General features: G+C 29.5%; 19 protein-coding genes. 17 read left to right on the forward strand and 2 right to left on the reverse strand.

Features of this window, described 5'->3' with window-relative positions; translation table 11 throughout:
• Positions 1-18 precede the first annotated feature (18 nt).
• Together IEV63_RS09005 and IEV63_RS09010 are read right to left on the reverse strand one after the other, a co-directional pair.
• Entirely contained in the window at positions 19-411 is a 393-nt protein-coding gene (locus IEV63_RS09005) for a DUF4280 domain-containing protein (RefSeq protein ID WP_188406467.1), read from the reverse strand.
• A gap of 2 nt (positions 412-413) precedes the next feature.
• Complete coding sequence (locus IEV63_RS09010) at positions 414-3,437, reverse strand: ATP-binding protein (RefSeq protein WP_188406468.1); 3,024 nt, start codon at positions 3,435-3,437, stop codon at positions 414-416.
• A 180-nt stretch (positions 3,438-3,617) separates the two neighbouring features.
• Here IEV63_RS09010 and IEV63_RS09015 point away from each other — a divergent pair, with 180 nt between their 5' ends.
• From IEV63_RS09015 to IEV63_RS09095, 17 genes are all read left to right on the forward strand, one after another.
• Complete coding sequence (locus tag IEV63_RS09015; RefSeq protein ID WP_188406469.1) at positions 3,618-4,685, forward strand: hypothetical protein; 1,068 nt, start codon at positions 3,618-3,620, stop codon at positions 4,683-4,685.
• Positions 4,669-5,775 carry a DUF4407 domain-containing protein gene (locus IEV63_RS09020; RefSeq protein ID WP_188406470.1) on the forward strand — a complete coding sequence of 369 codons (1,107 nt, stop codon included), beginning with the start codon at positions 4,669-4,671 and terminating at the stop codon, positions 5,773-5,775. Before IEV63_RS09015 ends, IEV63_RS09020 begins: the two co-directional genes overlap by 17 nt.
• A gap of 11 nt (positions 5,776-5,786) precedes the next feature.
• Positions 5,787-7,055: a hypothetical protein gene (locus tag IEV63_RS09025; RefSeq protein ID WP_188406471.1), complete on the forward strand. Its 1,269-nt coding sequence runs from the start codon at positions 5,787-5,789 to the stop codon at positions 7,053-7,055.
• A 1-nt stretch (position 7,056) separates the two neighbouring features.
• Positions 7,057-8,835, forward strand: a complete 1,779-nt coding sequence (locus IEV63_RS09030) for a glycosyl hydrolase family 18 protein (RefSeq protein ID WP_188406472.1) — start codon at positions 7,057-7,059, stop codon at positions 8,833-8,835.
• Positions 8,836-9,081: 246 nt separating this feature from the next.
• On the forward strand, positions 9,082-9,618 hold the full coding sequence (locus tag IEV63_RS09035; RefSeq protein WP_188406473.1) for a Pvc16 family protein: 537 nt from the start codon (positions 9,082-9,084) through the stop codon (positions 9,616-9,618).
• Between the two features lie 11 nt (positions 9,619-9,629).
• The gene (locus IEV63_RS09040; RefSeq protein ID WP_188406474.1) at positions 9,630-10,469 is read left to right on the forward strand and encodes a hypothetical protein; all 840 of its coding nucleotides are present in this window, start codon (positions 9,630-9,632) and stop codon (positions 10,467-10,469) included.
• Positions 10,470-10,602: 133 nt separating this feature from the next.
• Positions 10,603-12,108, forward strand: a complete 1,506-nt coding sequence (locus IEV63_RS09045; protein ID WP_188406475.1) for a phage tail sheath family protein — start codon at positions 10,603-10,605, stop codon at positions 12,106-12,108.
• Positions 12,109-12,130: 22 nt separating this feature from the next.
• A complete protein-coding gene (locus tag IEV63_RS09050) occupies positions 12,131-12,601 on the forward strand; it encodes a phage tail protein (RefSeq protein WP_188406476.1) in 471 nt (156 codons plus the stop codon).
• Positions 12,602-12,701: 100 nt separating this feature from the next.
• The gene (locus IEV63_RS09055; protein ID WP_188406477.1) at positions 12,702-13,214 is read left to right on the forward strand and encodes a phage tail protein; all 513 of its coding nucleotides are present in this window, start codon (positions 12,702-12,704) and stop codon (positions 13,212-13,214) included.
• A gap of 13 nt (positions 13,215-13,227) precedes the next feature.
• Positions 13,228-13,434, forward strand: a complete 207-nt coding sequence (locus tag IEV63_RS09060; RefSeq protein ID WP_188406478.1) for a hypothetical protein — start codon at positions 13,228-13,230, stop codon at positions 13,432-13,434.
• Positions 13,434-14,129 carry a CIS tube protein gene (locus IEV63_RS09065; RefSeq protein WP_188406479.1) on the forward strand — a complete coding sequence of 232 codons (696 nt, stop codon included), beginning with the start codon at positions 13,434-13,436 and terminating at the stop codon, positions 14,127-14,129. Before IEV63_RS09060 ends, IEV63_RS09065 begins: the two co-directional genes overlap by 1 nt.
• Complete coding sequence (locus IEV63_RS09070) at positions 14,126-15,937, forward strand: phage baseplate assembly protein V (RefSeq protein WP_188406480.1); 1,812 nt, start codon at positions 14,126-14,128, stop codon at positions 15,935-15,937. Before IEV63_RS09065 ends, IEV63_RS09070 begins: the two co-directional genes overlap by 4 nt.
• A 3-nt stretch (positions 15,938-15,940) precedes the next feature.
• Complete coding sequence (locus tag IEV63_RS09075) at positions 15,941-16,351, forward strand: GPW/gp25 family protein (RefSeq protein ID WP_188406481.1); 411 nt, start codon at positions 15,941-15,943, stop codon at positions 16,349-16,351.
• On the forward strand, positions 16,348-20,070 hold the full coding sequence (locus IEV63_RS09080) for a baseplate J/gp47 family protein (RefSeq protein WP_188406482.1): 3,723 nt from the start codon (positions 16,348-16,350) through the stop codon (positions 20,068-20,070). The genes IEV63_RS09075 and IEV63_RS09080 overlap by 4 nt, the downstream gene beginning before the upstream one ends.
• Before the next feature lie 3 nt (positions 20,071-20,073).
• Positions 20,074-20,811, forward strand: coding sequence for a hypothetical protein (locus IEV63_RS09085; RefSeq protein ID WP_188406483.1), 738 nt, complete (start codon positions 20,074-20,076; stop codon positions 20,809-20,811).
• A gap of 8 nt (positions 20,812-20,819) precedes the next feature.
• Entirely contained in the window at positions 20,820-23,510 is a 2,691-nt protein-coding gene (locus IEV63_RS09090) for a hypothetical protein (protein WP_188406484.1), read from the forward strand.
• Between the two features lie 3 nt (positions 23,511-23,513).
• Positions 23,514-24,868, forward strand: a 1,355-nt coding sequence (locus IEV63_RS09095; protein WP_188406485.1) for a hypothetical protein, incomplete at its 3' end; no start/stop codon positions are given.

Consider the following 24,868-nt stretch of genomic DNA (forward strand, 5'->3'; position numbering starts at 1 on the left):
GATGTTAAAAATAACATCTTAAGATGCGGTTATTTTTGTTTGTCCTGGGTCATCAATTTTAATTTGTCCTCCCCAAATACATAGCGTTTGGCTTGAATCTATCAATGCAGGAATTTTACCTATTTTTAGCTTCTGAGCAGTTGGAGACCAAGGTGTTGGTGTTACAGGAATGCAAGGTTGTGGTGTTAGCACGCCAAGAGCTGCAGCTGTAGCCGATGCAACCATAGGGTTAGCTAAAGATTTACATTGACCAAAACTTGGAATATTTAGCATTGGTATAGTATCTGTTGCTACTGCTAATGCTTTAGTATTTTCTGTTGTTGTCATTGCTAAAGGAAGTACTACCATACTTTTGGGCCCATCACCAAAATTACAAGAAATTTTGGCTCCATTACAAACACAATTTGCCATAACTAATTTGAATTTTTTATTAATTTTTTATTGAGTGCTTTAAGCATATCGATATCATCAACATGCCAAGAAAGTAAGTATTTTTGATCGTGGATTGTCATTAACATTCGCTGTCCTAAAGAGTTTGTGTAAGCTTGTATTTTATTAATTGACTCATCTGGTGTTGTTAATTTAGAAAAGCCTTTATCTAAGTTACTTTCCATATATTTAAAATCGTATCTAAAAAGTCGGTTATCAATTCCAGATGTATATAAAGCCTTTTTACTCTGGTCGAAATAAATATTTACAATTTCGCCGAAATGTTTACTATGAGACAATATAGGTTTTAGTGAATAATTTTCTTGATTTATACTGTATATTTTTATTTCGCCACTTTTAAAGCCCATAAACAAATAGTTATCTTGTACATGTAAAACAGAAACATCATTCAATTCTCCTATTAAATCTTTCGGCAAATTTATATTTTCAAAAGCAGTTGCAACACCATCATAAAAAACTAGTTGATTGCCTAATATAAAGTAGAGTTTGTCTTTATTAAAAGAAGCTGCCAAAATATCATCGTCCAGCTTAATCTTTTTAATGGCTCCATTTTCTTTTATAAATACAATTTGTTTGTTTTCAACTACAATTATTTCTTCGTTTTTAGACTTATAAAACACATTAAGTATAATGTTATTGAAAGTCAGGTCTGTTTCGTATAATAAAGAAACTTCTTCTGTTGTTAACGAATAACTGTAAATCTTGTTAGTAAAAGTTGTAATTACTACGATGCTTGGTTTTTTTAAACCAATACGTTTTATTTTTTCGTTTGGTAATTGCGTATTAAAGCTTGCATACGATTGTATATTATTTAATGTGATATCTGTTATATAAATACTTCCTTTTGTATCTGCAAGTACAACTAATTGATTATTAAAAAGCTCAAAATCAACAATTGGATAATTACTAAATTCTCCTAAACGCATACTGGTTTGATGGTAATCACTTTTCCCTTCTATCATTGACCATGCCTTTTGGTTTAAATCGTACATCCAATCATCACTAATATAAATATTGGGTTGAAGCTGATTAAGGCTATCAAACTTTAACTCTTCACTAACTAGGTTTTTAATTGCTTTGTTTACTTGATCAGACTTTCCGGATTTTTGAGCATTAATTAATCCAATCATTAAGGTTGAAGCATTGTTTTTTATGTTTATGAGTTGATTTTTAATGTTTATTTCTTCTAACAACTCTTCTCTAATTTTTTTGTCTTTTTCTATGGTTTGTAAGGTTGTTTCTACTCTTAATTTATTTAAACTATCAGACCTTTGAGATTGAAGTAATAATTGCTTTTCAGCAATTTCTTTCTCTATTGCTTTTTTTGCTTCAGCTTCTTTTTGCTTTGCTATTTTTAAAGCTTCTTGCGCCTTTTTTGATGAATCTAGTGCTTCTTTGCTTGCTGCTTTTGCTAATTTTGTTTCTTTTTTGGCAAGTTCTTGAGATTTAGTTGCTATTCTCCATTCGTTAGCAGCAAAGAGTGTTAGTATTAAAGCAATGATAGCAAAGCCTGCATATAATTTTTTTTGAAAAGCATTTTTTTTCGCTTCTTTTTTTATTTTATCATCAGCTAATGCAATAAGTCTTTCATTCTCCGTGACACTTTTTTTTATAAAGTTAACAACATCTGCATAAGGTAAAACATATTTTTCTGCCCATTCTTTGGTATGTTTTTCATTAATTAACCACTCTTTTGCAATTTCTAACTGTGGGCCAGTTAATAATCCTGATTCGCCTATTTTATATTGTTTCAAACTAGATGTAAATTCTTTAAACCTTCTGTAAGAAACTTCTTCTTCTTTAACAAAGTCAGAGAAAACTTTAGAATTAAAATATTTAGAATAATTAAGTTTAATAAAATCGTTCCCCTTTAAGTTGAATTTATATTGATTGTAAATTGCTGTTTTAACATTGGGTACAATTTCAAATAAATTATCAAAAAAACCAGAAAGCATAACCAAGAGTTCTTTCAGTTCGCTTAGTGTTATATTAGAAGATTGAATGATATAATCTATTGTTGCCTTAAAGCTATGAGTTGAATTTGTTTCAATATTAACGACACCAAATAAAAGACCTTTCACTTTTTGTTTTTCATCCTGCTGCAGTTTATCAAATAATAAATCAAATGTCTGTCCTATGCAATTTTCTACAGTAACATCTTCTTTGTAATTCTCAGATTTCATTAATTTTAAGTAGAACTGAAGATTGGGCAGGTAACTAATATCATCGCTAAGAAGCTCATAAATCTGATAAATAGAGTTATAAGAAGTAGCTTCAACTTCAAAATCACCTTTGTAAGCAATATCTTTTAGGGTGTTTAAACTCAAATTTTGTATGGCGTATTGAGATTGACTAATTAGTTCCTGTAAAGATGGGTACTGTGATAATTTAGAGACAAATATTGAGTTTATTGAAAACACGAAATAAATGGGAAGCGTTTTGTAAGATACCGATTTAGCAGCAATATCGAATAACAAGTCATCATCCTTAGATTCTAGATGGTTAAAATCTTTGTTAAACCTAAATAAATCTTCAACTTGATCTATAACAACCAATAGGTTTTTCTTGTTATATATTTCAGAATTTTTGTAGATAGACACCAAAGAAAGCTCACGCATAGAACTAAATACATCATCATAATCTAAAATATCGGTTGTGTTTGGCTTATCTTCTAAATTTAATACCCCATCGAATGTTAGTGCTTGTTTAAAATTACTTAAGGGTGATGCGCTAGGCCTAAATTTACAAATAGACCATTGATTGCCAACTTTACCAGGAAATCCTGCTAGTAAACGCGGTATTAACCCAGCATTTAATAAAGATGTTTTACCAGATCCTTCTGCACCTGTTAAGCAAACAAATTTATTTGTTTGTAAAATAGCAAGTAGGCTATCAACCTCCCTATCTTTACCAATAAATTTAGATGAAGTAGTTTGGTTATAGCTTTTTAAACCAATATAGAAAGAGTTATTTGACAGATCTAGCACTTAATAAAATTAGAAGTTATGATAAGGAACATAAATTAGTTTCTTACTAAAATTGTATATGTAATTAAAAAATAATTAATTGTAAAGTTAAATATTTTATATTGTTAAAAAAATAAATTAAAAAAATCTACGCTAAAATATTATTATTTTAGTTGTAAATTTAGTTTTACAGAAATCCGCATGTTTAAAAGTCTTTTCATTCAGAATTTAACCACAGAATTATTAAAAGGAATAAAGAGAGCTAAATTTTCTATTCAGCTTGTCTTGGAAGAAGAAGAATTGATAAAAATTTCTAGTGAATTAATCGAAATATCCAAAAAAGATTATGAATTGGAATTAATAGTAACTTCTGAAACTTCTACCAAGTCTATTAAAACTACCAACTTATTAAAACGCCTAGTAGATGCAGGTGTAGATGTTTATTGGCTTATTGACGATGCAGAAAAAGAACAAACAAAGTCTTTTGGAATTATTGATAAATCTTACCTAATTGTAAAAGGGAACAAGCTTGAGTTCACTTCGGGTGAAGAAGTTTTAAACAAATTTATAAATGAATTAAACTTTCTTCAAAAAAAAAGTGAACAGATCTCTTTATTTGAAGGAGATATATTAGCCCATTTTGAAACAGATAAACCTTTTATTTATTCCAACGAAAGTATTAAATTAAATTGGAAGGTTTCTAATGCTCATTCTGTAATTATTAATCCAAACTTAGGCGAAGTTCTTAGCCAAGGAGAACATTTGCTGAAAATAAACGAAAATACAATGTTTGAATTGATTGCTAAAAACAACAATTCAATTATTAAAAGAAATATCTTTGTAAGGGTTATTAAAGATTCGTTTGTTACTTATACCGTAGAAGTTTTAGATCCAATAATTAATGATTATGTTGCTCTAACCTACCAAAATAATAAGCATAACGAAATTGGAGTTTATAATGGACAAGAATTAAAAATATCTTGGGAATGTAATTTTAAGGGAGAATTGTTTGAAAGAAATTGGGGTTTATTGCCTGCAAAGGGAGTTCATAAATGCATTTGTAATGAAGATCTTGTTTTTAAATTCAATTTTCAATCAATTACTAAAAACGAGATTACTAGTTTTAAATTTATTAGATTTGAAAGTGTAATGCAAAAATCTAAGTCGCCATCAAGTAAAAACATAAAATCGAAAAATCTTGTAAGGCTTTTTTTAAAACAACTTACTAGCTCGATAAAAAAAATTAATGGAAATGAAGCAAAAGACTAATGAGCTAAGCAAAACCGCCCAGTTTTTTTTATTTAGCTCAGGCGTGAGTCTAAACCTAATTAAGCAGTGTCCGCAATACGAAATAAACAAATACATAAGTATTGGGGTTACCATCTTGTTTACAACCTTATTGTCTTCCCTTTCTGCATATTTTGCATTTTCTTATATATTCGAAAACCAATACCTAGTGGTAGGCGCTTCAGCACTATGGGCAGGTGTTATATTTAATTTAGACCGATATATAGTATCTTCTTTATCTTCTGGTACAGAAAAGAAAAACAATTTTCTTAAAGCAATTCCAAGATTAATTATTGCTATTTTAATTGCATTTGTTATTTCTAAACCTATTGAAATAAAACTCTTTAAAAATGAGATCAATACGTACTTAGAAATGCAGAAACTTGAAACAATAAATCAAAAAAACAAGCAATACAGTGCATCGATATTAGAAATTCAAAATCAGAAGGATGAGTTAGAAGGTAAACTTGAAGATAAAATCATTAAAAGAGATGCTTATTACTCCGAATTTAAATGTGAGTGTGATGGCACCTGCGGTACAGGTATAAAAGGTAGGGGAAGTGAATGCGAGAGCAGACAAAAAAAATATGAAGATTATAAAGCAGAAGTAGCTATGTTTAAATTAAAAACAGATTCTGTTATAACATCTCTTTCTGGTCAACAAAAAATAATAAGAAATAAGTTAGATAACGAAATACAGCTGATTAAGAATGAGTTTAAACCAGGTTTATTTGATAGAATTAGAGCCTTAGAACAAATTGATAAACTTGCATCAATTTTTATACTCCTAATCTTTATTATGATTGAAACTGCCCCAATTTTAACGAAGCTTCTTTCATCTAAAGGTCCTTATGAAAATCTTATAGAAAAAAGCGATTTATCTTTCGAAGCTCAACTACAAAGCCTAAAAGATGAATACAAATACCAACGTATAAAACAAAATAAAATTAAACAAGCAGAACTTGAGCTCGAAATAAATAATAAAGAAACAGAGCTCAAAACTAAAATGATAAATGATGCTCATGCCAGATATCAAAAGCTTCAAAATGAACTCCAAAATAAAAATTTTTAAACCCCTTAAAAATGAAAATCAATACAGCTTTACTTTTTCCTTTACTCTTCCTTTTAGTTTGTTGCAAAGCTAACGACACCATAAGCAAACTCGAAAAAAAAGCTGATGCAGATATTTTGAGCCCTAGTGGATTAAAAAAAGAAGTTAACCAAACTCACATAAATCAAAGTTTATCTGAAATAAGTGATGTAACAAAAGATAGCTTATTAAGTGAATTAAAAGTAAAGAACATAACCAAATTAGAAGATTATTATAATGCATCCTATATTGATAGTTTAAGGAAACTACTTTACAAAGAGAAACAACTAAAAATAAAAAAAAGAGAAGATTTTTTACTTAATTTTCTAACTGAAGAAGAAGGAGTAGATACTTTAACGTTAGCTTATTTAAACGTACCAAGTCCAAGTAATGGAGTAACCAATTCTTATTCTTATGACGTTTTAGAAGGAGATCATATTTTTTATGAAGTTAACACAGGAAAAAGGGGAATCAACAATATATCATTCTTGCTGGGTGAAGAAGTTAGAGTTAAATTTTCAAAACTTAAAAAAAACACTACAAAATCAGGCAGTTTTAGAGTCTTATCAGATAATAAACTTACGCTAAACCTATCTAATAATGGAATATTAAAAAACTTTGGTCTATTTAGATCTCAGTTAACCATTAAAATAAAAAAGACTGTTCCCAATAAAGGCACGAAAATAGAATTTGTTAATGATACTGTTTATGTTAACAAAAGCAGAGTTGAAACTACAAAAGACACTATTTACAAAATAAGCGATACTAAATCTGTGGTTTTGAGCCCTACCTTAGACATTACTCAAAATAGTTCACTTACTTTCCCTATTGTAATTCCCGATGTAAAAAATCTTCTTGGATGGGGATACTGGATTGGAACCAACACCAAAGAATTTGAATCTTATCAAAGTTTAAAAGATAGTGTTGAAGCTGGAATTATATTTGTTAGAGAAGAATTAAATAACTTGGAACCAAGTATTAAATTACCGGAAGCATCAAATAATGAAGTCTCTTTATTAATACTAAATCAAAGCCTTGACGCTAGGAGTTTCCATTACAATAAAAACTTTGCTTTTTATAAGACTGATAGTCTTATTTTAAAAGGAAATAAAAAAGCTACTGTAAAACTAACAAATCATTCCACAATCTATAATTCTGAAATTAATTATCGCCTTTTTACAGCTAGAGAAATTAAAAGAGAAAGGAAAGTTGTAAAGCTAAATCCTATCATAAAAAAATCAATACTTGTAAAACTTAATTAGTATGTATTTATCTAAGCATAACACTAGCCTTTTAATTTTAATATTCAGTTTAACTTTATTATCCTGCCGAGAAGCAGTTAAATTGAAGTCTAGTGTTAGAAAAACAGAGACCGAAGCACGCTTATTTAAAAATGCATTTTCAAAAGTAAAAAAAGGCATTGGTGTAGATAAGTTAGAAAGCTTATCTAATAACGATACGCTGGAAGGAAGCTCAATATACGCTCCTATGTCTCAAAAAAATATGTTGAATACCTATGGCTACGTATACGATTTTATAAATTCGAGCAAACAGCCAATAAATTCAAGAAACTTTACATACGACTCTACCAGCAATAAGTTTTTTGTAAGAGATAAAAATTACAAGAGCATTAAGGAAGGTAAAGAAGTATTTGGATGGCATCCTTATTGGATGAAGGATAGTTGGAAAAGTTACCCTTTTGAGTTGCTTACAACAGTTTCTTATTTTTCTTATAAAATTAATCCAAAGTCTGGAAGCTACACTAATCAAGCACAAATAGACGACTGGAACAATACCGCTATGGTAGATTCTGCTTTAACTAAGCAAACAAAAGTATTATTAACAGCATCTTGTCATGGTTTTAAAAACACTAGTGATTTTTTAGATAACCCAGATCGATGGGATGTATTTATAGAAACAATTGATCCGCTAATTCAAAATAGAAATGCAAATGGATTAGACATTAATTTTGAATCACTATCCTATTTTTATAGAGAAAAATTTAATTTGTTTATAGCTGAAGTTCATAAAAGGTTAAGCGCATCCTATGCTTCCAATGGAAAATCTTTTTTTCTATCTATAACTCTTCCTGCTTACGATAGCAGAGAAATATTCGATATTAAAACCTTAGAATCGTATGCAGATTTAATGGTTATTATGGGTTACGATTATAATACTGGAACTCAAACCCAAGGACCTGTAGCGCCACTAAGATCTAAAGAATCTTCCATAAGCTTATCTACTACTCTAGATTTTTATATAAATAGAGGAATTAACCTTGATAAAACAGTTTTGGCTTTACCTTATTATGGTGCAATGTGGGACGGAACACTTACAAAAAAAGGCGATGCAACCTACAACGAAACAACTTTAGAACGAAAACTTACTTATTCAGAAATTAAAAAATTACTAGTAGACAACAATAAATATAATACAGTCCCCATACTAGACGAGTATAGCATGACCAATTATTACAATCTTACTTATAAAGATAATTCAACTAAAGAAATCTGGTTTGACGATGAGTTTACCTTATCTAAAAAATATCAATATGCTATGAGTAAAAAACTCAAAGGAGTCGGAATTTGGGCTTTGGGTTACGACAATGGTTATAATAATTTGTGGAATGCTATTGAAGATGAGTTTGCAACAGATATTAAACAATATAAAGACCCTGTTGCTCTTGCAGAAGGATATCCAATTAAAATATCTTCATTTTTGTTAAAGTATAATAAATTACTTTTTACAGCAGCCATCATTTTTTTTATTACTGTTGCGCTTTCCTTCTTTATATTATTAACCGATTGGAAAGTAAGAGACTCCATTTTACAAAGAAAATTGCATCAATGGATATTTATAATGATTTGTTTTATTTTAATATTACCAATTACAGCTTTGATTTACAATGGGTTAAATAAAGTATTGCCCAACATTAATGTATTTATAAAACCTGAATGGCAAATTTATATTGCATTTGCTTTAGGAATGATTTTATTTTATTTTATTCAAAAATTCAAGTTTAAATCTATAGAAAGACCTTAAAGCCTATATAAATGAAAAAAACAATTATTAAAGAATTATTTTGGTTTGTTATGAGTGCTTTAATAGCGCTTATACTAGCTTTTGTGTTTCTGGGTCTATTAAATTTAACATCTTCAGAGCAAACTATGAATAGTTTTGAAAAATTATTCACCATTCAATTATATATCGTCGGTTGGATTGTTAGCTTTATTACAATCTACATTTTCAGAATCGTAATTAAAGGAATTATCAAATTTTTATAACAATATGATTGACAAAGTAATTATATCAATAGCATCTAAACTTGATGAATACATAAAAAACAAACTCTCATTAAACGAGCAAAGTGTTATTGTAAGCAGCTTGGTAGACTTAAAAGGTAATCTAAACCAAGACATTGAAAATAAGATTACAATTTTCCTGCTTAATATCGAAGAAGAAAAGCTTAGTAAAAATGCTAACATGACATCGAACGCCGGAAGTAATCCAGCTATCAAAATTAATATTCATCTTATGTTTTCAGCTCATTTTCCAAATTTTAATTACTTAGAAGCTTTAAAATACACATCCTTAGTTATCGAATTTTTTCAAGCTCACAGCACGTTCAGCAGCTCAAACACACCAGGATTACCTTTAAATGTTTCTAAAATTCATGCTGAAATGCTAAATATTTCAATTGAGGAAATAGGTAAATTATGGGGAAATATTGGAGCAAATTATGTTCCATCTGTAGCTTACAAACTTAAACACATTTATTTTAAAGATGAAGGTTTCAGCTCTGACTCCGCTTTAATAACTGGTTAACAACATAATTCATGAAAGCAAATTTATTTACTTATCAGAGTGAACACAAAAAAATATTTGAAATAACAATTGAACATGATTACTATGTATCAAATATACTGTCTAGACTAGAAATTACACCTACTCAAGAAACCAAAGAAACTCTAAGAAACTACGAACTTTTGGTTGTTAATAAAAAAGGAGGCATTATAATTTTGGGGAAAAACTCAGAAAGATTTTCGGGCGTGTCTTTTAATAATACAATTAAACTAAACTTTTATTTAAAAATTTTAGATCCATATTTTTTAAACTATACCAATTTACCTTTCAAGGTTAATAATAAATATATATTTAAAAACACACAATGTATTGAAGATGAAATCTTAAACAATGAAGATTTTGTTGGTGAAAGTGATGTTACACAACAAGATTTTGGCAACAACATATCAGGATTGATAGAGATTACACTAAATCAAAACAAAGAGTTTTTTGGTGAAAAAGACGCTACAAAAAATCAACTACCCGTACAATTTATTATAAAATATACTTCTAGAACTATTTTAACTCGTTACAATTTAATAGGCGGAATACATTTAAATCAATTATCAGATTTTTACATAAAAACAACTGATAATAAAATTGAAAACATTGAATTTCATGAGCGCATACTTTCTAATGGAAATATTGCTTTTTCATACCTAGATAAAGCTGCAATAAAAATAAAAGAACATCTAATTTTAAGTAAAGAATTAAAAAAGAAAGACAATACACTCAATATATATTCTAAACATCTACCCGAACCTGATATTAAAAATATACAAAAAGACAATGACATTAATCAATTTATAGCAGATATTTTTGTTAAAATATAAAAAAACAGCTTTCAATCAAACCTTATTATTTATTAAATAACTGATAATTAATTAGCTAGTCATAATTTTCTTTTTTTTTGTTTTTCAAATTATATGTTTATATTGCAGAGGTCATTAACTTATAATATATCTTATGTCTAATTCATTAGCTACTCCAGGTGTCTACATTGAAGAAAAAAGCTCTTTTGGATCTTCAGTAGTACCAATTCAAACAGCATTACCCGCTTTTGTTGGGTACACTAAAAAAGCTTCTAGAGGCTCTAAATCATTAATTAACAAACCAACAAAGATTTCATCTTTTGGGCAATTTGTTGAACTTTTTGGTAATGGTCCAGATATTAAATTTAGTATTGAAGCTAATGAAACTTCTGCTCAAGGCTTTCAGCTAAGTTTTGTAAATGCAAGTCGTTATATGCTTTATAACTCAATACGTCTTTTTTATGCAAATGGTGGAGCCGATTGCTATATTGTTTCTGTCGGAGTTTATGGAGACGAAATTAATGCAGACCAATTAACAGGAAGTAAAACAGGTGGTGGAATAGCATCTCTAGAAAAATATTTAGAGCCTACGTTACTTGTAATCCCAGATTCTGTTCTTTTATCTAAAGACGATTGCTACTCAACACAGGCAGCAATGCTTAGTCACTGTGGTTACAAGATGAAGAATAGGTTTGCTATCTTAGATGTCTACAATGGTGACCAAGAGAGAACTTTTGATGAAAACGATGTCGTAAATAATTTTAGAGAAGGTGTAGGTTCCAATCACTTAATGTGGGGAGCTGCTTATTATCCATATATTCAGAGTAACATTGTTAAATCTTCAGATTTAGATTTTACTAGCATTGAAAATAAAGAAGTTTTAATTGAAATACTAAATTCCGAAGTAGATGCTAATTTAGCAGCTGAGATAATTACTGAAGCTAGAGCAGAAGGAATAAAAGCTGAAATAGCGAAGATCAATGATGCAACAGACGCAGATGCAATTAAATCTCTACAATCTACATTAAAAGTTGTAAGCCCTAAAATCAACGGCATTTTAGAAGACATGCAAGATATGATTAATTTGATGCCACCTAGTGCAGCAATGGCAGGTGCTTACACCATGTGCGACAATGCTGAGAGTGTAGCAAAATCTCCAGCAAATATTAGTTTAGGCGCTGTAGTATCTCCATCGGTAGATATAAATAACGATAACCAAGAAGAACTTAATTTACCTTTAAATGGAAAAGCTGTAAACGCAATTAGAAGTTTCGCTGGTAAAGGAGTATTGGTATGGGGAGCAAGAACCTTAGATGGTAATTCGCAAGATTTTAGATATATAAGTGTTAGAAGAACAATGACATTTTTAGAGCAAAGCATAAAGTTTGCAGCAGAGGCTTTTGTTTTTGCACCCAATAATTCAACTACTTGGTCTACACTTAGAGCTACGGTATCAAACTTTTTAAATAACCAATGGCAATCAGGGTTGTTAGCAGGCAATTCTCCAGAAGATGCATACCAAATACAAATTGGATTAGGTTCTACAATGACTTCTAACGATATTTTAGATGGTGTGTTAAAAATGACCGTAAAAGTCGCAATTACCAGACCTGCAGAATTTATTGTAATTACATTCGAGCAGCTACAACAAAAATCATAATTTAAATTAAAAACTACACATTATGGCACTACCTACAGCAGGAACAGGAGCGGAACAAGATCAGTTTTGGCCTTTACCAAAGTTTTATTTTTCAGTAGATATAGGTGATTTTACAGATTTACCATTTCAAGAAGTAAGTGGTTTAGACGTAGAAACTGAAGTTATAGAATACAGACATGGGAATAGCCCTAATCATAGTCCAATAAAAATGCCTGGATTAATGAAATATGGTGATGTAACTCTTAAAAAAGGTGTATTTGCAGATGATAATCAATTTTTTGATTGGATTTCTAAAATATCTTTAAACACTTACGAGCGTTTAACTGTAGTTATAAGACTTTTAGATGAAACTGCTACTCCACGAATGACTTGGACATTAACCAATGCGTTTCCACAAAAAGTAACACCTACTGACATGAACTCTCAGTCGTCTGAAGCAGGAATCGAAACAATGGTTCTTACGCATGAAGGTATGACTTCCGAAGTAGCTTAATTATTTTTATTCTAAAGAATAAATGATAAATCTATTGTGTTTTGCACAATAGATAGCTTTTTTTTGGGATAAATCGTTTCTCTGTTAATTTATCAAGAATATGTTTATAGATAAAAATGACTATCCAGCACTAGGCTTTAAATTTAAAGTTACATCTAATAGCTCTTTTATTAGTGGCTTATTGTTTGGATTTGATCCAGATGAGTCCTACTTTCAATCTGTAAGTGGTATAGGAGCAAACCTATCTACCATGCCTGTTATTAATGCAGGACTTAATAATATTCAATACCAACTTCCAAATGGAACTAAATATACTGATTTAGACCTATCAAGAGGATTAATGAAATCTAATTCTCCTATGTCTAAATGGGTTATGAAAAGCTTAACGAGTGATTTAGTAAACTCCGTTTCTTCGATTAAAACACGTACTATTAATGTGTTTTTATTAGAAAAAAACAGCAACAATGAAGATGAGATTGTTATGTCCTGGACTTTTTTTGACTGTTACCCTAAAGGTTTCGAAATTGGATCGTTTAATAGTAATAAATCTGAAATTGCTATAGAATCATTAAAAATTACATATTCTCATTTTAGCCAAAATACTGGTTTTTAAAAAGTAATTAAATATGGGTGTAGTTATAAAAGAATTAATCATACAAGGAAAAATTAACGGAAACAGTACACCTACTGAAGAAGACCTTATTAAAATTATTAGAGAAGAAATTAAAAATAATTCTAAAAACACTCAATTGACTCAAAAAAACAAAAATGATTTAATTGAAGAATGTAAAAACTCTGTTCTTGATGCGCTAGAATCTAAACTTCGATACTAATGCCTACATTAGTCAATTCACTCGATATAACCGCTTATAAATCTGTAGACAGTTTTATAAGTTTGGGTACGTATAGTTTACAACTAAACCCGTCAGATATTTCGTTTGATGTTGGCAAAGTGGAAGCAGAAGTAGATGAATCCTTAGATGCTGAAGGAAGCGCACAAACAAGTCGTGCCATTACATTTATAAGACGTAAAGTTCAATTTAAATTTATTATTGATAACACTGGTGTTTTACCCAATACACCAGATGGAGTCTCAAAATTTAAAATGGGTTCTGTTTCAGATTCCATAAAAAAACTAGAGAAATTAACAATTCTGCCTGTTAAAAGCACACATAGACCTCCATTTGTAAAAGTAAGTTGGGGAATGGGTATGGTTTCTGTATTTGGCTCTGTTGCAGGGCTTAATTATAAATACACCTACTTTAATGCACTTGGCATTCCATTGCGAGCTGAAGTAACATTAATAGTAGTTGAAGTGGAACTAGAAGGTAAAAATCTGTTTCAAAGTCCAGATATAACAAAATCTACGCTGGTAAAGGATGGAGACTCGATAGTAAATATTAGCGAAAAATTTTATGATGATAAAAAATATTATTTGAAAATTGCTAAAGTAAATGGTCTTTCATCTTTTAGAAAGCTTAAGAAAGGTAGCACTATAGAAATTCCTCCTATTAAAAACGAACAATGAGTTTAACTTCAGGTGAAACAGCAGATGAGACAATCTTTGAACCGCTTTCATTTACAATTAAAGTAAATGGTAGCAATTTAGACGCTAAGTATTCAGTACAAAAAATTTACACCGAAAAAGAATTAAACAAAATTAGCAAAGCACAAATAGCTATAACTGGTGGAAACCCATACATGAGTTCTTTTGAAGAATCTGAAGATGAAAACTTTACACCAGGAAATGAAATTGAAATTTTGCTTGGTTATAACCAAAACAATAAAACTGTTTTTAAAGGAATAATTGAAAAAATAAGAATTTCATTAAAGGATGGCTATATAACTAAACCATGGAAAAGCCAACTTGTTATTGAATGTGTAGATAAAGCCACAAAACTTCTAAATTCCTTTACAACTGAGATTTATGAAGATAAGTTAGATAGTGAAATTATAAGTGCACTCACAAAAGATGTAAGTGGCTTAACAACAACGGTTGATGCGACAACTACAACTTATCCATTTTTGCCAAAATATGGTATAAACGATTGGGAGTTTATTTTAGAAAGAGCAGAAATGAATAGCTATGTAGTTATAAATTCTGATAATAAATTAGATATAAAAAAACCAAGTAACCCAGACTCTTCTAACGTAACAATTAAAAATGGTGAAGGCACAATTAGTTTTGATGCACAAATAAATTCGGGCAATCAACTAGCAGACCTTACTATAAATGCTTGGGATATTTTTAAAGATTCTACTAATACAAATAAAGCTGAAGAACCTGATCTTACTGAAAATGATAAGCTAAAAGCATCAAAAATAACAGCAAATACAAGCGCAACAGACATTAATCTCAATTTCCCACAAATAATTGAACAAGCTGAAGTAAAAGTACTCTCTAATGCATACCTCCAAAAAATGAGATTAAAACGTATGGTTGGTAGAGCTAAATTTAAAGGGATTAACGATTTAGAATTGGGACAAAGTTTAAAATTAGAAGGCTTTGGCAAAAATTTTGACGGAGATGTGTACATATCTAGTTTAATAAATAGAGTTGAAAACGGAGAATACATTACTGAAATTGGATTTGGAATACGCAATGATCTTTTTAAAAATCAATCTAACTCTACCAATACGGGCTTTAAAAAAATCTCAGGTTTACACATCGGTACTGTAAAAAAAATAGACTCAGACCCTTTAAACCAGAATAGAATACAAGTACAAATACCCAGTTTTAAAAATTCTGGCAATGGTATCTGGGCTAGATTAACCCATTTTTATACCTCTGCAGAAGCAGGTTCTTTTTTCTTTCCAGAAGTAGACTCACAGGTGGTTATTTCTTTTATTGGTGAAGACCCAAGATTTCCTGTAGTCATTGGTGGTCTGTATACATCTACCAATTCACCTTATAAAACAATAGATGACCAAAATAGTTTTAAAGCCATTTTATCCAAATCTAAACTTAAATTAGAGTTTGATGATATTAATAAAATAATTACAATTCAGACTCCAGAGAACAATAGCATAGTGTTAGATGAGTCTAATAAAAAAATTACCATCACAGATCAAAATGAAAATCAAATTGAAACTAATCCTGATGGGATTAGCATTACAAGCGCTAAGGACTTGAAGCTTTCTGCATCTGGTACAATTACTCTTGATGCGGATAAGGGAGTTATAGCAAATGGTAAAGGTGGAGATGGCATAAAGCTTAACGGAAATAATGTAAAGATTGAAGCTCAGTCAAAATTAACTGCAAAAGGAACTAGTGGTATTGACATAACCGCTTCTGGTGCTGTTAAAGTTGAAGGTTCTGCTGTAAATATTAATTAAGTTATGGAAGAGAAATCATTTTTAGGAAAAGGCTGGGGCTTCCCTCCTACTTTCGATAAAAAAAATGCTGAAGTAGTTATGGTCTCTAAAGAAGAAGATATTAGGCAAAGTTTGCAGATTTTTTTTCAGACTAAAATCGGCGAACGCATTATGCGGTCTGATTATGGATGTGTAATTCACGATTATTTGTTCGACCGTGTAGACGAAAGCTTTTTAGGGAAATTAGCTTTCGAAATCAAACAAGGTATTAGAAGGTATGAACCAAGAATTATAGTTCATGATGTATCAGCCATAAAATCAAATACATTAGAAGGCTTAATTAGTGTTGAAATCAACTATGAAATTCACTCTAATAATGTACGAGATAATATTGTATTCCCTTTTTATATTAACGAAGGAACTGAAATTAAGTGATTAAAAGTCAAATAAATAAATTAGACCCTAAGCAACTGCTAATCGATGATAGAACAGTTGCTGATTTTATATTATTTTTTAAAAACTTATCCAAAAAAATTAATTTTTTTGATGATAAAAATCGAATTGACGGTACTTGGCATGACATATTAAAATATGATGAAACTTTTTTACTCGTTGAGATTTATAAATACAATATTTCCAACCTTGGAAAACAGCGCTTAGACTTTATAAATTCGTTTGATAATTGCACAAAAGAATCTGAAAAATGGTCTATTTATAAAGATTTTTTTGATTCTACATTAGTATTATTTAAGCAAGTAAATACATGGTATGAGAAAGCTAGAAAAAATAATATTTCGTTAGAAAGTAAACCTATAGAGTCAAACCTTGAGATTTATATTAAAGAAGATTTATCACCCCTTCTTAACGAATTAAAAATACAATTTCAATATTATTACAACGAAAAAGGAGACTCTATACATAATGCAAAGCAGTATTTTGCTCCTTTTGGAAACATTTGGAATAGTAACGAAAAATACATTTTATCTGAATTAAGCAAACCAGATAAAATTACAGCAAACCATGCCATGAAGCGTTTAACACTGTTATTCAATTCATCTTATGAACTTATTTATGGTATAGTAGAATCTTCAGCTCAATTATTTAAAAAATCTATTCATAAAAATCAGGACCACAAAGCTCATATTGGTTTACTGTTTACGTTTATTAAATTATTTGAAAGTGTTCAAAACGATTTAAATGGATTAAGTGAAAAACATCTTGATTTATTTTATGAAAAATTATTGAGACAGCATCCATTAGATGTAACCCCAAGTCATTTATTTGCAACAGTAGACATTGATAATAACATTGACAACCTTACCTTAAAAAAAGGAACTCAACTAAAAGCAGGACAATTTAATGATGGTACAGATGTACTTTTTGAGTTGGAAGATAACAATAGCTTAAACAATATTAACATTAACCACTTATCTACTACCTACCTGAGTAGAAATAAAACATTTGAGTATAACTCAAGGTTTAATCTTGTGTCTGGTATATACACCAAAACACATGCGTCTAATAATAACGAAGTAAACGACTTTAACAATTCAAATAGTCATTTTTCTTCTCTTGGAGAAGAACAAAAGCTTAAGACTACAGAAAGCATGAATATGTCTTTTGCTACAATTGGTTTTATATTAGAGTCTTCTGTTCTTCAACTAGGCAAAAGTAATAGAAAAATAAGCATCGATTTTTATTTTAATGCATCTTCTATAAGTTATCTCACTGACCTGTTAATAGATATTGCTTCAAGAAGAAATGTAGAAGAAGAACTTGTATTTAACGAAATTTTTCAAGAAGCTTTCGAAATAAATTACTCTTCAAAATCTGGATGGGTACCTATTTTAGACTATACTATAATCCAACCAGATGACTGGACAACTGGAAAAATTAGGATAGAATTTTCGCTCAGCAAGAAGTTTGCTTCAATGATGCCGTTAACTAAAAATACACACAAATTAGGGCTAGATTCTAAATTTCCTGTAATTCAGTTTCTTATAAATCAACATAACTTTTATAATGCATATTCTTTCTTAAATGGAATGAAAATTAACCGAATTGAATTAAATGTTGATGTTTCAAATTTAAAACAGATTACTGCACTTACCAATTCTGAACTTGTAGACACCAACAGTGCATTTGAAATGTTTGGTGCACTTCCCATAAAAGGATCTTACCTATTAATTGGCACCGAAGAATTATTTAATAAACCAATTACTAATATTTCATTAGGTTGGGAGTTTGCAAACCTTCCAGAACTCACAAATAATTTCAAAGAGTATTATAAAAATTATGAACTAGATATAAAAAATACATCGTTTAAAACAAGGTTGTCTGCACTTTCTGAGTACACCTATAAAACATCAAATACCGATGATTTAACATTCAATATTTTTACAGAAAACGAACAACACAAAGTTCAATCTTCTAGATTTATTGAAAACATAAATGCCAAGTATCTAAAAATTAAACCAAACAATCAACTATCTAAAGAAGATGTAAAAAATTACAACAACGATTTAGAGACCGGGTATCTTAAACTTGAGTTAGTAGAACCTTTGGTTGGTTTTGGAGCAGGAATTTACAGTAAAGTATATGCTAAAGCTATTACAAAAAATGCATTAGAAAAACCTAAGAAAGGAGAATTACCAGAATTAAATTTACCTAACGAAGCTTATTCGCCTAAAATTCAAAATTTAAGTATTAGCTATTCATCTTCAACTACACTTATTTTTAATCAAAAAGATTTTAATAAAAACAATCCCGCCGACGAAAACTCTTTTTACCAATTATCGCCATATGGTATTAAAAAAACATTTGATGCTCAACATGTAATAAATGACTCGATTGTTTTCAATTTAAAATATGAAGGAGAGTTAGTTATAGGGTTCGATCAATTTAAACAACCTAAAACACTTAATTTACTTTTTGAAATTATTAAAAGTGAAAGCTCAAATTATGAGTTTAGTAGAAAAATTGAGTGGTTTTATTATTCTGCCGAAGGTTGGAAAGAACTTGTTGTAGGAGATATACTTTACGATCAAACAATGAATCTTATGAAGACTGGTATTTTTTCTATAAAATTACCAAAAGATATTCTTCAAAACTCATCACTTTTTGATGGTAAAAAATGCTTTATAAAAGCTTGTTCAAAAAATAAGTCTGATCAATTTAGCTTGATAAAGTCTATTAAAACAAATGGTGTTTATGCAACTGAAATAATCAGTCCAAAATCGGAAAACAGAATAGGCATCCTACCTCCAAAATCTGTTCAAGATTTTAAAGATAATATTAAAGGAATTGTTTCGGTAGAACAACACCTACCTTCTTCTTTAGGAAGACTAAAAGAAGACAAAATAGACTTTTACATTCGGGTAAGCCAACTAATTAGACATAAAAACAAGCCAATAACTCTTTGGGATTTTGAACATTATACCCTAAACAATTTTAAATGGCTATCGCATGTAAAGTGTTTTTCTTCGAGTGATGAATTTAATATTAAGCTTTTATGTATTAAGAAAATTGATGCATACCAAAACATCGATGAAATTAAATTGAGTGCAGCAGAAAAAGAAGAAATTGAAACACTTTTAAATAAAATATCTTCTCCTTTTACCAATATAAAAGTTATTAACCCAATGTTTGAAGACTTGTGGGTAAAATGCAGCTTGTCATTTATAGACATTAGTAATGGAAATGGTATAGAGAAGCTAAACAAAGACTTATTTAACTTTATATGCCCTTGGCTTAGAAACTCCGACTCAAGCTACAGTATTGGCAAAAAAATCAAGTTGCTTGACATTTTTAACTTTCTAAAATCCTTACCTTACATCTCATTTGTAACGGGAATATCTGTTATTCATCTTAAACGAAACGATGGGGGTGAAATTTTTGTGCATGATTCTGCAAGCTTAGACAATAAAAGTGAGTATATTACACCAGGGTCACAATGGTCTATTGTAGTTCCTAAGGGAAATCATAAAATAGAAATCACCAACGATTTCGATTTTAAACTACCTGAGCCCATCGGTTTTGAAGAGCTTGGAATTAATTCTAACTTTATTATTAATAGTGAAGAGCAAGAATTAAGAAACAAACCTACTAGCTCACAAAATCAAAATGAACCCTTTTCGTTTAGACTAAAATTATAAGAAATGGCATTAATTAATAGACTAACTTTAAAAAACTACTTTAAAAAAGGCGGTTTTGCAACAGAAAAACATTTTGAAGACTTAATAGATTCTACCATTAACGCAGTAGATGATGGCATTACAATTAATAAAAAGGATGGCTTTAAGTTAACTTCATCAGACAATTCTGAGAAACTACTTTCGTTTTATAAAAAAAGCAACCAAGATGATGCTGACTTTTCTTTGAATATAAAACATGAAAACAAAGTAGGTCTTTTCGTAAAAAGCCAAGAAAAAACACCAGCTCTAACAGTAACTCCAGCTAATAAGATTGGCATAAACAAAGTAGCTCCCGAATATAATTTAGATGTAAATGGAACTATAGGCTACAAACATAAAGTTGGTACGTATGCAATCGGTTCTGTCCCTGCCGATGGGAGTTGGCATGTTGTATTATCTAATTTAGATGGCGTTAAGAGTTTTGAAATAAATGCAAAAGCGGCTGGTAAAATTGGAAAAGGCTATTATGCAGCTTGCCATGCCATAGCCATTTCTACTTTTGGCGGAAGACTTTCTAGATCTAAAATAAAACTAACTCAGGCCCATTATGAAAGTTTTAGAAATAAAATTCAACTAAGGTGGAAAGGTGACATGCATAACTATAGATTAGAAGTACGAACAAGACGTAATTATGGCATTGATGATCAAACAGGTGATCCATTTAAGATTGAATATAACATCACCGATTTGTCTATTAAATAATAAGCACCATGATAGAGCCAAAATTTATAAAAAGTGATGATGATAACAAATTAAGTCTTAATTATGATGAACTTAGGGCTAAAGGAATCACTTTTATTGAAAAATTTTCTGGCAATCAATGGACAGATTATAATTATCACGATCCTGGAATTACCATCTTAGAGCAAGTTTGCTATGCCATAACAGACTTAGGCTACCGAACCAATTTCTCTATAGAAGATATTTTGCAAATTAGAAAAGGTAATTCTAATTTAGGCCACAACAACCTTCTATATGGCCCTGAAGAAGTATTTCCATCTTCACCTTCGACTATAAACGACTTTAGAAAAGTGTTTTTAGATCAAATTCCTAGTATTAAAAATATTTGGATTAAAACACTCAACAACACACAGGGAATTAGTGGCCTTTTTCAAATATTTGTTCAATTAAATGATAATTTAACTGAAGATCAAATAAGTTATTCGGTTAATCAAATTAATAAAGTATTTAATGAAAACAGACCACTTTCTACTGATATTGATAAAATTACTATTCTTAAAAAAGACATAATAGAATTAAGTGGAAAGTTAACGCTAGACTCTTTTGTAGTTGGAGAGCAAGTCCTTGCAGAAATATATTTCCACATTGAAAAGTATTTTAGCAATGAACATGTTGAACACAAAGCTGAGCTAACTAATAAAACTTTAGAACAACATTTTGAAGGACCTAAACTTAGCAGGCCTATTCCAGACAAGTTTTTAAAAAATAAAACCAAAGAAATTTTTATATCTGAAGTTAAAGAGATTATAGAAAATGTTGAAGGTGTTCTCAGCTTAGAAAACTTTTATGTTCTTAAAAATAACATTAAATGTTATGATAACATCATTACTTTTGAAGAAGATAAATACCCTGTATTAAAGCCTCTAAATTATCAAACAGGAAGAGAAAACAGTTTATCTGTTTTTAAAGCAACAAAAACTTACGATATAGATTTATCAATATATAATCAAATTTTCGAATCCTTAAAAATAAACAATTATCATTCTAAATTAAGATTATCAAACTATAAAAAAGAACTTACAAACGGTAAGTATAGTCATCAAGAAATAGAAGAATATTTTTCAATTCAAAGAGAACTACCTTCTGTTTATGGACTAAAAGAAAATGAATTACCATCTAATAGCAGTAAAAAAAGAAAGTCTCAATCAAACCAACTTAGGGGCTACCTACTTTTATTTGAACAGGTTATGGCTAATCATTTAAGCCAACTAAGCCATTTAAAAAGTCTTTTTTCTGCAAATAAAGATAGCATTCAAACTTATTTTAATCAGGCTCCAGTAGACATTCCTTACTTCAATGATCTTATAGGATTTGAGTCTATTGAATCCTATAGAGATTTTGTAAAAAACATATCGGAATCTACTTTACAAAAAATAAATAGAAAAAATCAAGTTATTGATCATTTGATTGCTCGTTATGGCGAATCATTAGAGACATCGCTTCTTCATAAATTATTAAAATTAAACGAGCCTGAATTATGCGAAGAAAAAGCAATGATTTTAGCTTTAGAGATAAAGATGAAATATGCTAGGTCTATTATCAATTTAGGATATAATAGAAATAAAGCTCAAAATTATTTATCGAATAAAGAAACAACATCTGGACTATTAGATCGCTTAAACATTATATTAGGTCTAAGTGAAGCAAAGCAAAGTTTAACACAAGAAATCTACAACTCATCTAAAATAGAGAAAGGCAATAAAGTATGGGTTGAAAAGACTATCAAAATAGACAACAAAAAAAGCAGAAAAGCAATAGCAATAGAAGACGATAATTATTCGTCTGAAGATTTTAATTTTCATTGTACCAACTATAAGGATTATCAAGAGCTTTTTATCAATGCAATAAATAGAAATCAATATGAAATAGTAAAAAGCGAAGGCTTATTTCACGTATTTTTTAAAGCTAACAATCAACTCCCTGTAAAAGTTTACGCAAGCAATACAAGAGAAAAATGTGAAGAAAAAATAGACCTTGCTATAAATAAGTTTAGGCACTTAAACACGAATTGCGAAGGAATTTATGTTATTGAAAATATCTTACTGAGGCCTTACTTAGAAGAATCTTATTTGGTTGAAGTAAAAAACAACTCTAAAGTTATACTTACAAGTTATTATGCTGAAAACAAGACAGAATTAGAATCTCTCCAAACTGATTTAAAAATCTTAGGTAAGGATAAAACAAACTACTCCATATCATCTCAAGAAGGGAAATTTCAACCAGTAGTGTACGATGTAATTAATCAACCCCTATTTAAATCGAATACTTATTTTACAGACAAAGAAGAAGCCGAAAAAGAAATTGATCAACTAGTAGGATTATTTAAGACAAGTGAAGATGACATTGTATTTGAAGCTGTAAAAAGTAGTGAAGAATTAAAATTTCCAAATGACTTTAATTACTCAAATCAAATAAATTTAGTAATGCCGGATTGGCCACTTAGATTTCAGCATAAAGAATTTAGAGAACTTGTTGAAAAAAGTATTAAAAATTATATCCCAGCACATTTATCGTTCAATATATTTTATTTAAGTGTTCAACAAATGCATTTATTTGAAAACACATATCAAGACTGGAAAGTATTAAAATTGAAAAACAGCAGTAAAGAACTTGCTAAGTTATCGCTTCAACTTATTCAACTTTTAAAATCTTATAGGTAAACTATGGAACTAGGCCATAGTATTAATAAACTATATCTTAATTTGGAGTTTGATGATGAAGCAAACTACAATCCATTTGTAAAACCATTACAGCTTGATTATAAAAAATTCAACATAGCTATAGATGAAGTATATAAAGAATTGGGAATACCTGATGAAGAAGACATACAAATCAAATCTATAAACTTAACATTATCAAGCCAAAAAATCAACTCATCAGATTCGCTTATTGAGCAAATAAAATTCGATTTAAAAAAAGAACTAAAAAAAATTATAGAGAAGAAAGATTTTGAAAAAGGATTAGACATAAAACAATCAATCATCTATTTTTCAACTCATGCTTATTTACCTTGGTGGATTAAGAATAAAAGCGTTTTAAGTGAAAAAATTGAAAGAAAAGCTACTTTCGATAAAAAATTATTAATTGAATTAAAAACTTTTCTGCTTCAAGACAAAGTTTACTACAAAAGAGCAAAAGAATTATTGAGCATAAAGGCTTTTGAGCTCATAATGTATACTCAGGTTAGTCAAAAAAACAAATCAATTTTAGCAAAGCTCATAACAGAATTAAAAAAATGGAGTGCTGCTGAAAACATTAAAATGAAGAACAACGATATACACCTAATCGAGTTTAACTTCATTAAAAATGTATTCAAATTCTCTAAAGAGAAAACACTTTCTTACAATTTTCTTATGTTAGTAATGGACAGTATTGCTAAGGCTGAAAGCAACTTTACACTTAATAAACTTCAGTATTCGTCTGCTATCCTAAACATACAAGAAAAGGTTTTATCGAGAAAAGACGATTCTTATAGGCATCAACTTACAAATTCAAATTTGCCTGATTATACTGGAAATCAAGATAATAGGACAAACAATGCTATTGTAAACGATTATTTACTTAAGTCTTCTTTTATTTGGGAAAACATTTATAATCAATTAAAAAAGAGCAATATAACTTCAGATCAAGAAACAAAATTCGTATTACAATGGAAGAAACTATTTAAAAACAAAACTTTGTTCATCAAAGATTTAGATGCTTCATCTGCATATTTAAACAAGAACAAGCAAAAGCAACTTTTAAAATTACTAAATTCAACTACTGCATCTCCTTATAAAATTTGGTACTTTATTTATAATCAGCTTGTATTTAAAACAGATTCTTCAAAAAATTCTGCTAACGCACTTGTTCTATTTGAAAATTTATTAGCAAGTGCATCAAAAAAGAGTATGCATTTAACTCAAGAGCTGCTCCTTTTAGATCATGCTGAAAAAGAATTACTAAAGAATCATTTAATTGCTCAAACAGATGCCTTTGCACATATCTGGGAAGTGAAACATCCTGAAGTTTCAATAGG

Source organism: Psychroflexus salis, assembly GCF_014640175.1.
Taxonomy (GTDB): domain Bacteria; phylum Bacteroidota; class Bacteroidia; order Flavobacteriales; family Flavobacteriaceae; genus Psychroflexus; species Psychroflexus salis.